Annotated in this window: 16 protein-coding genes; all 16 read right to left on the bottom strand. The window is 37.5% G+C overall.

The window, feature by feature from the left end; translation table 11 throughout:
• Positions 1-3 precede the first annotated feature (3 nt).
• On the bottom strand, positions 4-1,089 hold the full coding sequence (aguA, locus tag N8M66_RS00080) for an agmatine deiminase (protein WP_261044846.1): 1,086 nt from the start codon (positions 1,087-1,089) through the stop codon (positions 4-6).
• Positions 1,086-2,213 carry a carboxynorspermidine decarboxylase gene (gene nspC / locus N8M66_RS00075; RefSeq protein ID WP_261044844.1) on the bottom strand — a complete coding sequence of 376 codons (1,128 nt, stop codon included), beginning with the start codon at positions 2,211-2,213 and terminating at the stop codon, positions 1,086-1,088. The genes aguA and nspC overlap by 4 nt, the downstream gene beginning before the upstream one ends.
• Positions 2,213-3,472 carry a saccharopine dehydrogenase family protein gene (locus tag N8M66_RS00070; protein WP_000088770.1) on the bottom strand — a complete coding sequence of 420 codons (1,260 nt, stop codon included), beginning with the start codon at positions 3,470-3,472 and terminating at the stop codon, positions 2,213-2,215. The genes nspC and N8M66_RS00070 overlap by 1 nt, the downstream gene beginning before the upstream one ends.
• Positions 3,469-4,329 (bottom strand): polyamine aminopropyltransferase, encoded by an 861-nt coding sequence (speE, locus tag N8M66_RS00065; RefSeq protein WP_000366713.1) that lies wholly within the window; start codon positions 4,327-4,329, stop codon positions 3,469-3,471. Before speE ends, N8M66_RS00070 begins: the two co-directional genes overlap by 4 nt.
• Complete coding sequence (locus N8M66_RS00060; protein ID WP_261044842.1) at positions 4,330-5,790, bottom strand: aminotransferase class I/II-fold pyridoxal phosphate-dependent enzyme; 1,461 nt, start codon at positions 5,788-5,790, stop codon at positions 4,330-4,332.
• A gap of 554 nt (positions 5,791-6,344) precedes the next feature.
• Positions 6,345-6,656, bottom strand: a complete 312-nt coding sequence (locus N8M66_RS00055) for a hypothetical protein (RefSeq protein WP_020901364.1) — start codon at positions 6,654-6,656, stop codon at positions 6,345-6,347.
• A 176-nt stretch (positions 6,657-6,832) separates the two neighbouring features.
• Positions 6,833-7,705 carry a DUF4300 family protein gene (locus tag N8M66_RS00050; protein WP_261044841.1) on the bottom strand — a complete coding sequence of 291 codons (873 nt, stop codon included), beginning with the start codon at positions 7,703-7,705 and terminating at the stop codon, positions 6,833-6,835.
• 78 nt (positions 7,706-7,783) lie between these two features.
• On the bottom strand, positions 7,784-9,529 hold the full coding sequence (locus N8M66_RS00045) for a glycoside hydrolase family 13 protein (RefSeq protein WP_261044840.1): 1,746 nt from the start codon (positions 9,527-9,529) through the stop codon (positions 7,784-7,786).
• A gap of 173 nt (positions 9,530-9,702) precedes the next feature.
• Positions 9,703-10,194, bottom strand: coding sequence for a phosphoribosylanthranilate isomerase (locus tag N8M66_RS00040; RefSeq protein WP_261044838.1), 492 nt, complete (start codon positions 10,192-10,194; stop codon positions 9,703-9,705).
• Between the two features lie 63 nt (positions 10,195-10,257).
• Positions 10,258-11,139: a diacylglycerol/lipid kinase family protein gene (locus tag N8M66_RS00035; protein WP_261044836.1), complete on the bottom strand. Its 882-nt coding sequence runs from the start codon at positions 11,137-11,139 to the stop codon at positions 10,258-10,260.
• 260 nt (positions 11,140-11,399) lie between these two features.
• On the bottom strand, positions 11,400-11,678 hold the full coding sequence (locus N8M66_RS00030; RefSeq protein ID WP_261044834.1) for a DUF4176 domain-containing protein: 279 nt from the start codon (positions 11,676-11,678) through the stop codon (positions 11,400-11,402).
• A 689-nt stretch (positions 11,679-12,367) separates the two neighbouring features.
• Complete coding sequence (locus N8M66_RS00025; RefSeq protein WP_261044833.1) at positions 12,368-13,024, bottom strand: hypothetical protein; 657 nt, start codon at positions 13,022-13,024, stop codon at positions 12,368-12,370.
• Positions 13,025-13,127: 103 nt separating this feature from the next.
• Entirely contained in the window at positions 13,128-13,385 is a 258-nt protein-coding gene (locus N8M66_RS00020; RefSeq protein WP_261044832.1) for a DUF4176 domain-containing protein, read from the bottom strand.
• A gap of 152 nt (positions 13,386-13,537) precedes the next feature.
• Entirely contained in the window at positions 13,538-13,990 is a 453-nt protein-coding gene (locus N8M66_RS00015; protein ID WP_261044830.1) for a hypothetical protein, read from the bottom strand.
• Between the two features lie 71 nt (positions 13,991-14,061).
• Positions 14,062-14,445, bottom strand: coding sequence for a barstar family protein (locus tag N8M66_RS00010; protein WP_261044827.1), 384 nt, complete (start codon positions 14,443-14,445; stop codon positions 14,062-14,064).
• A 12-nt stretch (positions 14,446-14,457) separates the two neighbouring features.
• The coding region (locus tag N8M66_RS00005) for a ribonuclease domain-containing protein (protein WP_261044826.1) at positions 14,458-14,950 on the bottom strand (493 nt) is incomplete at its 5' end.

The following is a 14,950-nucleotide window of genomic DNA, read 5'->3' as shown; positions in this document are numbered from 1 at the left end:
CTCCTATTCTGGGATTTGTTGGGTGATACAGTGGATATTGCCACCACCTAAGAGAATAGCTCTGGCTGGTATTCCGACAACTTTACGATCTGGGAAACACTTACTGAGGATATCTAGGGCCACTTGGTCGTTTACATCCTCAAACTGGGGAACAAGGACAGCCTTGTTGGCAATATAGAAATTAACATAGGAAGCTGCTAGTCGTTCACCTGCATAGCGCTCTTCTTCCCCTTCTTCATAGGTGTATCCTGGTAAATCTTCTTCAGTAACTACTTGTAGATTAGCTGGGATTGGCAGTTTATGAATGGTGAAGGCACGACCTTTTGCATCTGTCTCTTGTTCTAAGAGTTCGAGATCTGCTTTTGACATGGCATACTGGGGATCATTTTGATCATCTGTCCAAGCCAAAACAAGCTCTGCAGGACCAACAAAGGCTGCAACGTTGTCAACGTGTTCATTGGTTTCATCCTGATAAATACCATAAGGAAGCCAAATAATTTTTTCAGCGCCAAGGCACTCTAATAAGGTATTTTCGATTTCCTCTTTACTGAGATGAGGATTGCGACCAGGACTAAGCAAGCAACTTTCAGTCACGAGAATGGTTCCTTGACCATCGCTATGGATTGCTCCTCCTTCTAGGACAAAAGGTTTAGCATCATAAACAGACATTTCCAAGGTCTCAGCAAACCGACTGGCTACTTGGTCATCATCTTCATAATCTTGGTAGAGGCCATCTACAGCCCCACCCCATGCATTAAAAGCCCAATCGACTGCCAACTTTTCTCTTTTATCATTGACAAGAATAGTCGGACCTGTATCACGCGCCCAGGCATCATTGGTAGGAATATCTAGATAAACAACCTTTTCTCCTAGATAGGATTGCGCTTCAGCTAAGTAGTCTTGGTCCACCAAAAGATAAACTCTTTCCCCTTCTGCAATGCTTTTGATAATCTGGCTAAATGCTTTTTTTGCAGCCTTACCTTGGAAGGGCCATGAACCTGGTCGAGTCGGCCATATCATGAGGGTGCCTTGATGGGATTCGTACTCTGCTGGCATGCGATAGCCTAATTTTTTGGGACTGTCCATCATGATAATCTCCCTTTAAAGTCTTGATAGCCGAAGGCTTTGACTAAGCTGCAGTCACCTTGCTCGTCCATGAGATAGAGACTTGGCAAGCCAATACCATTAAAGGTATTATTTTTGACAAAGGAATAAATAGCCATGTCTTCGAAATAAAGTCTGTCACCGATTTGGACTGGATTTTCAAAGCTATAATCACCAATCACATCACCCGTCAGACAAGTATTAGAAGAAAGTCTATAGGTATGGGCTTTTTCCTGTGCCTCAAAGCCATTTCTCAATGGTGGTCGATAGGGCATCTCAAGTACATCAGGCATATGGCAGGTTGCAGAGGCATCTAAAACCAGGATCTCCATACCGTTTTCTACAATATCTAATACCTCAGTTGATAGATAACCCGCATTGAGCGCAATGGCTTCACCTGGCTCGATATAGATTTCAAGATTATAAGTTTCTCGGATACGCTTGATTTCTGAAATCAGCAAATTCACATCATAACCTTCTCTTGTGATGTGATGACCACCACCCATATTGAGCCATTTAACTTGATGTAAGTAGGGACCAAACTGTTCTTCTACAGCTTTCAAAGTTGTCTCTAAATCATCCGCTCCCTGCTCGCAAAGGGTGTGAAAATGAAGACCATCCACCAAATCTAGTAAATCACTCGGAATCTTGTCTAGAGTGACTCCAAAACGCGATCCAGGTGCACAAGGATCATAGAGCGCGTGGTCACCTTGAGTTGAACACTGAGGGTTGAGGCGCAAACCAACACTGACACCAGCCTCCCGACAACCAGCCCCATGTTTACGCAACTGTCTCTCTGAGTTAAAGACGATATGGTCCGTTATCTCAAGCAATTCCTCCAAGTCTGCATCCTTGAAAGCAGGCGCAAATACATGGACTTCTCCTGGAAATTCTTCCCTTGCTAATTTGGCCTCATAGAGTCCACTAGCTGTCGTACCAGATAGATACTGGCTAATCAAGGGATAGGTTTTGTAAAGGGAATATGCCTTCTGGGCAAGCAAAACCTTGCAACCGGCTTCTTCTTGAACATATTGTAGGATACGGCAGTTTGCTTCTAACTTGGCCAAGTCAATGACATAGGCTGGTGTTGGTACTTGTTCTAGCTTCATTAGTCCACCATTTGCGGATTTTCAACCACAACCCATGGCAAACCATACTCATTCAAAGCTTCCATGAATGGATCTGGATCCAATTCTTCAAGGTTATACACTCCAGCTTGTTTCCAAGTACCGTTCATAACCAATTTTGTCCCAATCATGGCTGGAACACCTGTTGTGTAAGAAATGGCTTGTGAACCAACTTCTGCGTAACATTCCTGATGGTCACAAACATTGTAGATGTAGATGGTCTTTTCAACACCGTCCTTGACACCTGTAAAGATACATCCAATATTGGTTTTACCTACAGTACGTGGGCCAAGGCTAGCAGGATCTGGAAGTAGCGCTTTTAAAAATTGAATCGGAACGATGTCTTGTCCATTAAAGTTAATGGTATCCGTACGAAGGAGTCCAACATTTTCAAGACATTTCATATGCGTCAAGTAAGATTGACCAAAGGTCATAAAGAACCGAATGCGTTTAACACCTGGAATGTTCTTGGCCAATGATTCAATTTCTTCATGGTGAAGGAGATACATGTCTTTTTGTCCAACTTGAGGGAAATCGTACTCGCGCTTGATAGACATAGCTTCAACTTCGACCCATTTTCCATCTTCCCAGTAAGAACCTGGCGCAGAAACCTCACGGAGATTAATTTCTGGGTTGAAGTTTGTCGCAAATGGATAACCGTGGTCACCTCCATTACAGTCTAAAATATCGATATAGTGGATTTCATCAAAATAGTGTTTGAGAGCATAAGCTGAGAAAACACTGGTTACACCTGGGTCAAAACCGGAACCAAGAAGAGCAGTCAAGCCAGCTTCTTTGAATTTCTCTTGATAAGCCCATTGCCATGAGTAGTCAAAGTAGGCTGTAAAACCAAGTTCCTTGCAACGTTTTTCGTAGATAGCACGCCATTCTGGATCTTCTGTATCCTCAGCCTCATAGTTGGCCGTGTCGATATAGTGAACTCCAGTTGCCAAACAAGCATCCATAATGGTCAAGTCTTGATATGGTAAAGCTACGTTCAAAACAGCTTCTGGCTTGTAGCTTTCAATCAAGGCAATCACTTCTTCTACCTTGTCAGCATCAAGAGCAGCTGTCTCAATCTTTGTACTTGTTTTGCCTTCTAGCTTCGCTTTCAAGTCATCACATTTTGACTTAGTACGGCTAGCAATCATAATCTCTGTAAATGTTTCGCTATCTTGGCAAATCTTTGAAATAGCAACTTGGGCAACGCCCCCACATCCAATAACTAATAAACGACTCATTTTTTTCCTTCCTCTTCTTCTAAAATGTCCTCAACATACTTAGGCAACATAAAGGCTCCCACATGTAAGTTTGCAGTATAGTATTCTGTGAAAAGCTGGCGTTTTTTCCAGCCTTCCTTGTCAAAATCTTTGACAGGGTGATATTTTTTCGATGCAAATCCAAATAACCAATAGCCAGCTGGGCTAGTTGGGATATGGGCCTGATAAACCCGACTGATTGGAAAGGCTTGATTAACCTTACGGTGCATGCTACGACAAGCAGACTCATCTTCGTCAAAGAAAGGACTACCATGCTGGTAAATCATGATACCGTCTTCTTTAAGAGCACGATAGCTATTACCATAAAATTCCTTGGTAAAAAGCCCTTCCGTATGTCCAAATGGATCTGTCGCATCGTTGATGATAATATCGTAGTCATCTTCACAGTTTCGCAAAAAGCGTAGCCCATTTTGGTAGTAAATGGTAACACGAGGATCATCAAGCCCCGCAGCAAAATCTGGGAAATACTCACGACAAACCTCAACCAGCATCTCATCTGGTTCCACAATATCGATTTGCTCCAGTTCAGGATAGAGGGTTAATACTTGAGCAACACCTCCGTCACCACCCCCAATAACCAAGACTTTCTTGGGATTTGGGTGGACAGCCATGGGAACGTGGACAGTCATTTCGTTGTAGACAAAATCATCCGCATCTGAAAACAAGACGTGCCCATTTAAAATTAGTATTTTCCCAAAAGCTGGTGTATCCAAGACTTCGATATCCTGCCATTCACTTTTACCAGCGTAGAGTTGCTTGGCTGTTCTCAGGGACAATTTCACATCTGGAGTATGAACTTCAGAAAACCATAAATCCATCTAGTTCTCCTTTCTCTTAATGACGTTGATGTGATTGACCTCTGGATCTTCCGTCCCTTGGAGGGAGCAACCACGTTCCTTGGCAAATTGGATATAGTCTACAATTTCTCGTGTAATGCGTTCACCTGGAGCCAAGATAGGAATTCCCGGAGGATAGCACATGACAAATTCCCCACAGACTTGTCCAACAGATTCGGCTAAGGTCAAACTTCTTCTCTCTGAATAAAAGGCTTCCTGAGGAGACAGCACTAACTCTGGCTGGATATATTCTCCAGCAATCAAGTCCTTCCCATCTCGTGAATAGAGTCTCTTGATATCAGCCAAAGCACCAACCAAGCGTTCGATGTCTTGGATGCGGTCACCAATTGAAATATAAGCCAAGATATTCCCTATATCACCAAACTCAATCTGAATGTCGTATTCATCTCGCAAGAGGTCATAGACCTCGATACCTGTCAAGCCAATACCCTGAGTGTAAACTGACAGCTTGGTCACGTCAAAATCACAGACCGATACACCGTCTATTAACTCTTTGGAGTAGGCATAGTATCCACCGATGGCATTGATTTCACGGCGAGCATACTCAGACAGTTCAATGACCTTTTCAAAAGACTCTTTACCGCGAAGGGCTAGATTGCGACGTGAAATATCCAGACTAGCCATCAATAAGTAAGAGGCAGATGTTGACTGGGTCAGGTTGATGATTTGACGAACGTACTCAGGATTCATCTGCTCCCCTATTAAAAGAAGCGAACTTTGGGTCAAACTCCCACCAGACTTATGCATGGAAACTGCTGCTATGTCAGCTCCTGCGTCCATAGCAGAAATTGGAAGTTTATCTGTAAAATGTAAATGCGCTCCGTGGGCTTCATCTACTAAAACCATCATGCCAGCTTCATGAGCCATTTCTGTCAATCCCTTTAGGTCTGAACAGATGCCGTAATAAGTAGGATTGTTAATCAAAATGGCCTTGGCATCTGGATGGTCCTTTATGGCCTGTGCTACTCGGTCATTTTCAAGACCTAAAGCGATACCAATCTTAGGATCCACACTCATCTCGATATAGATAGGAATGGCACCGCATAAAACTAGAGCATTGATAGCAGATTTATGGACATTTCGTGGCAGAATAATCTTATCTCCAGCTTTACAAGTCGAAAGAATCATGGTTTGAACAGATGAGGTTGTTCCACCAATCATGAGAAAGGCATGGCTAGCTCCAAAAGCTTCCGCAGCCAGCTCCTCTGCATCCCGAATAATCGAAATGGGATGTCCTAAATTATCCAAGGGTTTCATCGAATTGACATCAATGCCTACACATTTTTCTCCTAGCAGTTCGACAAGTTCTGGATTTCCCCGTCCACGCTTGTGACCTGGAACATCAAAGGGAACAATCCTTTTCTTGCGTAACTTCACCAAGGCCTCATAAATTGGGGCTTGGTTTTGATCTAACTCTTTCAAGACATACTCCTTTACCGTATTTTTAGCGCTTCAAGAAGACGAAGGCGACTAAAGGTTGACTCATGAAAAAAGAGCAGGTTTTCACCTGCTCTGCAATCTTCTGACGTTTTTATGTTTGTTTCTGTTGAGTATGTCTGTTCCCGATGTTTCCTAACTCTCTAGTAGCAAATATTACGTACTTTATTGATCGTTTCACAAGATGACGTGTGCTTTCACCACACTAAAAATTTATAAATTAGGACAAGTGTCCTAACATCAACTTATAAAAGTAGGCTTTTAACCCTATCAATAATGTGGTTTTTCAACCACGCTTCGGCATTCAACCCTGCCTGTCCGTAGGCATTTTTTACTCGGGTTTATATTTGCTAGAAAACATCATCTCATTTTCTAAGCTTTAATAATATAACATACTTCCAACACTCTGTAAAGTACTTTTTTGAAAAAATATCTATTTTTGTTCGGAAAAATAATATTTTATATAGATTTTTATAAACTGTATAATGTGAAAGCGGATATAAAAAGAACTAGAATCTTCTAGTTCTCGGATTTTGTATTTAACGAATACTATGCTTATTCATCTTTTGTTCAAAGATAGTCGTGATAATCTGACGCAATTCTTCGCGTTCTTTTTCTGGAATCTCACCACTTGTTTGAGCTGCAGCGTAGAGTTCAGGGTGTTCAATTGAAATGCGTTTAATCGTACGTGTCGTAGCATGTTTTCTGACGAAAAATGGGATTCGCTTAATCAAGTCTTGTGGTACTAAAGCAAGAATCTTCTCAGCAGTTTCCTTGTCACTAATCTTAGACGTCGTAAGTCCCTTCTTAATCATTTCCTGTTCTTTTTCTGTAAAATCTTTTAATTCCATTCGATTAGTCCTCCTATTTTTACTAAGTTAAATTATATACCAATCCAGATAAAACTACAAATGGACTGTTTTGAAAATATGTGTAATACTCTAAAGAGTGGTTTCTAGATATTAACGATTAAAATAACTCATCAAAAATATAAATGTCCTAGGATTACTGTCATATCTTACCACTATCAAAGCTTAACCCACTTATCATTATCCATGATGAAAGGCTTAGCCAGTCCGTCACCTGTGTAATCCGCATACTTGGTGCCTAAATACTTGTAACAATCTTCCTTACTAGCAAATTTAATCGCTTGGTAAGGTTCTTCGAAAGTCAATTTCTCTACAAATAAGAAACCATCATCAGCAGGCACTAAGACTCCAACGTGGCCTACAAACAGATACTCACCATCCAGATTGTCGTGTAAGACTACAGATAGCATTCGAGCTTTATCGTTAAATTTAAACTGGGAGAAGAATGTTTCCATCTTTTCAGCGTGAACCTTGACATCTGTAGTTGCTTCAGTTGGAACTCTCGAAAATAGAATATCAAATTCTTCCTTATCTTGTGAATCAAAGACCTTTCCCTTATTAATCGCATCGTTATCTAGGAAAAGCAATTGGTCATTCTTTTCAAGCTTTGGAATGGTGACTGAATTTTTCAAAAGGGCATAACTGTTAATACGGCAGTTGGTACCAACGAAATCGCCCTTCTTTTGATTCCAAAGGTTGCTAATTTTCTCAACATCGTATTCTGTGTGAGTAAAGGAAGTGAAATCTCCTGATAGGCCAGTTGAGCCGACAATGGTATTATAATCATTTACAAGATTAAAAAATGCATCAACACTATTTGGATCCAAATGGGCTGATAAGAGAGATTTGACCTCTTCTGTACTTACCTGATTGTTTAGATTTGTGTATGAAGCTTTCCATGGAACTTTAGCTGAACTACTTTGTCTTTGATTCGTCCCTTCAGAAGTAGTATTTTGTTGTTGACACGCAGTCAAGCCTAAAAACAAGAAGGAACAGATTCCTAATGTGGCTAATTTTCTTGATTTCTTCATCTCTTTCTCCTTTTACAGGTTTAGTAACTAGCCTTATTATACTATATAAGTTGTGAAATAGACCATAATCTTCATCAACTAGTTTTTGAAAATCACAAATCCTTTTGGAGAGATGACAAGCTGATTCTCCAATTCTTGGCAATTGCTTGCTAGTGTTACTACTTCTTTCTCTAAAAGATAATCATCTTTTGATTGGTTAAAAATTGCTCGGACCTTTTGACCATCATAATCCCATTCCAGAGATACCACATCGAGCTTAATTTCTTCTAGAATATATTTCCCATACTGGATAATGTCTGAGACACTCTTGCGAATCTGGATCAATTTCTTCATGAAATTCAGCATATCATTGTCACTTGATACACGTTCCCAAGGCATACAACGACGACAATCTGGGTCTGGTCCTCCAGTCAAGGCTAGCTCGGTTCCGTAATAGATACAGGGTGTTCCTTTTTGTAAAAAGAGAAAGGCTAAGGCTGATTTAACCAGTTGAACATCCTCATTGGCCGTCCACAAAATACGTTCTGTATCATGAGAATCCAAGAGATTAAACATAACCTCTGAAATCTGCTGTTTGTAATACATAGATTGGCCATTGATTTCATCGATAAACTGATCCGTCTTCTTAACACCACGCAAAAAATACTCCTTGATACTATCAGATAAAGGATAATTCATGACCGCATGGAACTCATCTCCATTTAGCCAAGGCTGAGACGTATGCCAGACTTCTCCAAGGATATAAAGATCAGACTTTTTAGCTAAAACTGCCTTGCGAAAATCCTTCCAGAAATGATGGTCAATCTCATTAGCCACATCCAAACGCCAAGCATCAATATCAAACTCTTCAATCCAATATGTCGCAACCGTTAAGAGATAGTCCTTGACCTCTGGATTGGCTGTATTTAGCTTGGGCATATAGTCCTCGAAACCGAAAGCGTGATAGGGTAACTCTCTCTTATTGGCTAGCTTTTCAGTCGTCACTGGGAATTGTTGTATATGGAACCAATCTTTATAAGCAGACTGTTTACCATTTTTGACAACATCTTGCCATTGAGGCGATTGCGAACCAATATGATTAAATACAGCATCCAGCATGATTTTCATGCCACGCTGATGAGCTTGCTCAATCAACTCCCGAAAGCTTTCCTTATCTCCAAAATGACGGTCAATTTCAAAGTAATCTGTCGTATTGTACTTGTGATTGCTCGTAGATTCAAAGATGGGACAGAGATAAAGACCCGTAATACCTAAGTCTTGCAAGTAATCCAGATGGTCAATAATCCCCTGTAAATCACCACCAAAGAAATCATCACTTTTAGGTGTGATAGAGGAATCCCAGTCTAATGTCCCTTCTGGGTTTAATCGAGCATTTCCTTTGGCAAACCTCTCAGGAAATATCTGATACCATACCGTGTCTGAAACCCAGTCAGGAACCTGGAAGGCATCGATCTCATGAATATAAGACAACTTAAAGCCATTTCCAATAGCATGAAGATTTTCTAGAGAATTTTCAACGCAGCCTTTATCGCCGTACAAAATACTTTTACCTTCTGTATCCTTGAGTCCAAAGAGATACTGGATACGTGCAAAGTCAACGGACACTTCAACCTGCCAATAGTCAAATAAAGCGTCAGAAGTCATCTTGGCCATTTCTTTTGTATCTTGATAAAACTCCTCTATAAAAATAAAAGGATCCCCATAATGCAAGCTGATATTTTCAATGTCCCCTTTCTTAGTACGAATCCGAATATGAAGTTTTTTATCCTTGTAAAGATAGGCAAACTCCGACTCAGGTCTATGGTAAATAGCACTTAATTCCATTAATTTGTCTCCTAAAGTTTTGATCCAAATTTTACGCAAACGTTTTCATAATTATGATTCTAGTATACTACTTTCGTATTTTATTTTCAAGGCTTGTCCGTAGATTCTAGTGGTTTGGTTCTATAAATAAAAAAGCAGCCAGTCTTACAACTTGCTACTTTTCAAATGATGATTTACAAATGTCTTTCCAGCCACTCAATTTTTTTAAAATCCTTATTGTTATTATGCTCATTTCGATAAGAATCTTGGGAAGAAGCCTTGTAAATACTTAAAAACTGTTCTAGATTTGGAATTCGAAAAGTGATGTTTTCGAGATGAATCAACTCTATATCCGATTCCGAAACTCCTGCAAAATCAGGTAAAGAATCGATACTTCCGAATTCAACACTCAGACCATCTTTTTGGAATTCATGCTCATGAATATCTATTAGGGCATAGCCTAAGTGTTTCATCACTTTCATTATCTTGTCCCACTCATAAATTCTGAGATGATCAGGTGCTTCCCATCCTCTAGGATCTCCAGGAACATGAATGTCAATGTCTGACGGCTGCCACTCTTCATTTGAACGGTATTCAACCCCCAAAGACCCCATGAGCGTCGGAGTGATTCCGACTTGGTTTAAATGAGAACAAATTGTTCGAAATTCATCAAATAGAGAATTCATTCCTCCTCCAATCGTTAATATAGAACTTAATTTCATTGTGAATAATAAACTGATTTTTACCTTTTACTCTTTCGGTTTTGAAAATACTTCTACTCGCTGAGCTAGGACCTTGATTTCTACAGGTAGGTTATCCGATTTATCGCCATCAACATCTGACTCCAATTCACTATCTGAAGAGATCTTAATATTACGCGCTCTGATATACTCAATATTATCATTACCGACAACATCGCCCTTTAATAAATCAGGAATGACAGATAATTTGGAGAATAGAGACGCATCTTTCAGAATCAAAATATTGGCATAGCCATCTTTATTTTCTTCAAAGATTTTTTTGTCAGCGAAGTAATTTGTCAAGAGAACCAAAACATGGCTCGCTTCACCAACATAATTTCCATTTTCTGTTTCAACCTTAATGTTAAAAACCTGATCCGTCATGACAGACTTCATAGTATTAACAGCATAGGCTAAAATACCGAATTTTGTTTTGTCCTCGATTTCAACGTTGTGAATCGCCTCAGGAAGAGAACCGATACTAAAGATATAACCAAAATAGTTATCATTTGCTTTACCAATATCAATCTTATTAGTTAGATCAAAATCGAGTTCATCAATAGCGCCATCGATATCTTGGTTGATTTCTAAAAGTTTTGTAATGAGGTTACCCGTCCCACCAGGGATAATACCTAACTTAGGAACGTATTCTCTCTCAGCAATACCCGAAATGACTTCGTTGACAGTCCCATCTCCACCAAAACACACCACTGCATCGTACTGCTCACGAGACGCTTCTTCAGCAAAATTGGTTGCATCCAGCGCTTTTTCAGTAATTTTGGTTTCAACATATTCAAAGTATTCTTTGGCTTTATTCTCTAGCTTTTCTTTGTAATCCAAAGCCTTCTCCCCACCAGAGGTAGGGTTGATAATTAACATTGCTTTTTTCATTGATTTTCTCCTTAATATTCATTAGAAATGTTTATATTTCATCGTATGCAAGTAAATGTACTACCATTATACAATGAAAATACAGAAAAGAGAAATAATGTGCTTAGAATGAATTGCGAACTAGACTAAAATTATCACTCTTTTAGAATTAATTGTAGTATTTAAATCCTAATATATATATTAAAAAAGAAGATGACGAATCATCTTCTCAGTTTTGACATCTAGAACTTTTTATAAATTGATATTTCCGTCTTTAATGATTATTTAGTTTTACCTTGCTTGATTATACCGTTAATTGAAGTTAACCATTTCTCGTATAGTTTCACATAACGCTTCTCATCCGAATCACTATGGCCTTCCCAAATAACTTCATCAATATCTTCTCTATTGAAATAATAAACTTGCTCAGGATACAACGCACCAGTATAATCAAAATATACTTGTGTATCATCTTGTTCTACTACTGCCCCACGATTTAAAATCATTATTTTTTGATTGCCTTCTTTTAAATAGACAACACTGCCAATCGGTAAAATCATTCTTTATTCTCACTTTCAATTATACTATATTTATATTTCCTCGTATTTGAGGAAATATTTGTAAATCTAAAAAAATTACTTGATAGAAGGCAATAAAGCCAGAAATTATCAATAAATGATAGTTTGATGAGAAAATCCCAAATAACAAGCAAATAGGAATTCCTAATAAATAGGTCAATAAATCACTCGTTTTTTAACAGCTCTACTCTCTTTAAAATCAATACTTTATTTTTATGAATATAAGGTTCTACTTTCTTTGTTTTCATGATAAGAAATGAAACAATCCTCACAAGTCCAATCAATATGAATGACAAATAAATATACCAATTATGCAGAATAGTTTTGTCTTAAAACCACACAATAGGATTTAAGCTTTTGGGTAAGATGAATAACAAAATTAAAAACAAACCACTGATATATTCTACTATGCTTCGATTAAAGCTTGAATAGAGGACTACAGCACTTATAACATCTTTTAAATTATCATTAAATTCTTACAAGAAATATTCTGTATTATATTTTAAGAAAATCCTAAAAGGTATGACCTAATCTCTCTTGAATTTGCATCATATTTGCATCATCTAGAATATACTCTTGATTATGAATCCTAACTAAGTAGTATTGAGTACATATCTGTCCAATGGTTTGAATTCTATAATGATTTTGATTTACCATCCGAATATCATTTTTCAACAAATAATTTTAATATTCATTGTATTTGCTTGACTCAATCGTATATTCTTACTAAAAGTTAATAAATATAGATATATCGTCGTGAAAAACATAACAATTAAATTACCATATACATAAATATATATAAGTAAAGAACTAGCAATACCCACATTTATAATTAGGAGGAGCCAACTTTTTAATTTAATATTGCTAAACTTTTCAACCACATCGTAATGACGATGATTTTCTAATATAAAAATTTTATTAATCAGTCGTTTTTGCTTATGAGAATAGCCCAAGCGAAATAATGCTGATAATATAACAGGTGATGCAGAAAAAATAAAATACGTAAATCTATTAGATAAAACAAGATTAAATTTGTTAAAGCCAATAAATTCTATTAAAAGAATGAAAAAAATCACTATCATTATCGGTAGCATGAAAAATCTACCTAATTTCATATTTTTTGCTATATCTTCTCGCTTATCCTCAGATTGCTTTTTTATCTTATAAAATAAATCAAAATCAATCTGATAGATTTTATAAAAATTTCCAAAGCAAGTGGAAGATTCACAATCCAGTATCCCATAACCATTATTCATTTCAATTAATAAATATCTAGTATAACCATAGAACTTTTCAGTTTTAATCTGTTTTTCTTCTAATACTTTCATCATATGTTACCTTGCAAGACTCACTTGGGCGGATTAAAGCTGGCTCTTCATGGCTTTGATAGAAGCATTCAGGCTTTCCTGATTGCGTTTTACTTCGCCCATATCAATCTTCATCTGTGGTCTCCTTGTAAATACTGGAATAGATCGAAGCCTTGAAATAGGCTTCTCTCAAATCTCGGTCTATATAATGACTGTCCTTAGCATCACTATACCCTTCTGCAATCACACGCTTGATAAAGAGATGACTAATGTATAGTGGCAGCATATCTAGACGCATGCCATATGGATAGACATGACCGATGTAATCAATATAAGCTTGATCATCCAGCTGGACACGACGGCCTACTAATAGTGCGTACAAATCCAGATCTTCTGAGAAATTTAATTCTTTTGAACTATATTCAAAGAGGTAAAGTTAGTTACTGTCTATTTATAATAAAACAGTCCAACCCTCTACCTTAATTAAGTGTTATAGAAATTTGAACTGCTTGTTTTCATTATTTCAAGTTATCTTCAAATATTATGATGCCCTTCAACTTCTTCCTTCACTTCATTGTACCATTCCATGAAAATATCTTCAGGAGTTAGTGAGTCAGAATTTGAATAAAAAATTTCATAAGAATATTTAGCATTAGCTTTTTTATTCACATTATCATATACCAATTTCAGTTGAGTTGGAGCTTGTTTTTTATCCTCTTGAAATAATATTATAAATCGCTCTAAGTCACTTATTCCAATTTCTAAATATTGAAACATTCTATCTTTTGTTAAATTTTCTATACCAAGCTGGTCTAGTTTATTTATCGTATATACTTTGTTATCTTGAACAAAAAAACTGTTAAAAGATAAGGAATTATTCTCGTAAGAACCGTATATGTATACAGTATAAATTTTATCTTCTGTTAGTTCAAGAGCTAAACTAATCATATCTGTTTGAATTTCGGATAATTTATCTTCAAATATCATGTATATTTACTTCTAATCTACTGATTGATGAATTGTTTTAAATATTCAAAATAGACCTTATCGCATTTGCCTTAATCTTCAACTATATAAACCTGAAAACTTTTAATCATACCGCTAACAACATTTTTTTCAACATCATTTTCCCACCAAGGTAGAACATCTTCTTCCAAAATCTCTAAAAACAATTCTTTGGCAGATAAATCATCTTTCAAGAAGCTATTATAATTTTCAAAAATAAAAGTATATTCTTTAGCTTCTAACCATGATAAGTCAGTTAACCAATCTGTAATAGATGACCAATTATTCACATCAGGAAGGCCTACAATTTTTTCGAGAAAATAGAATAGTTCTTCTTTGTTTTGAATCTGCTGTCCATCAAAATTTGCTACAAAGCCACTGAAAGGCGACAGGTTCCTCAGTTCAAATGCTGATATGTAATGAATTTCATTTTTCATAAATTTAAACCTCTACTCTATTTTTTTAAATGTTTGATAATGATTATCAGTATAGTATACACTGCCATCGCTCCCCCTTACAAACCTCTCTCCATCTCTTCCTTGAGATGGAAGCTTATTATTGACATCAAATTCTTTATACGTGATTGGAGCGCCGTGCTGATCAGTACTCGGCAAAACATTATCAGCATTTCTGAATTTTTTCTCTGCAGCAGTTCCTTGCGTCTGCCCTTTAAAATTACCATCCCATTCCACTTTTGAATATTCTTTATAAGATTTTTGCGCGTTATCAGGTAAATCAGAATAATCTAATTCGGGCAAAACATTATCACCACTTTTAACGGCATCCTTTACCGTATCCGCAGTTTTTCCAATTTCCTTAGATTTCTCAACAGTCTTGGCAGTGTCTGTGACCTTATCTACAGACCTCGCTGTATCACTTACCTTGTCCACTATATTCGCTGCCTTGGCTAGCTTGTTTAGTTTCGCAATCCCGACGAACACC

This window comes from Streptococcus mitis (genome assembly GCF_946188585.1).
In the GTDB taxonomy this organism is placed as follows: domain Bacteria; phylum Bacillota; class Bacilli; order Lactobacillales; family Streptococcaceae; genus Streptococcus; species Streptococcus mitis_DG.
This window is presented reverse-complemented; position numbering and strand designations above follow the sequence as displayed.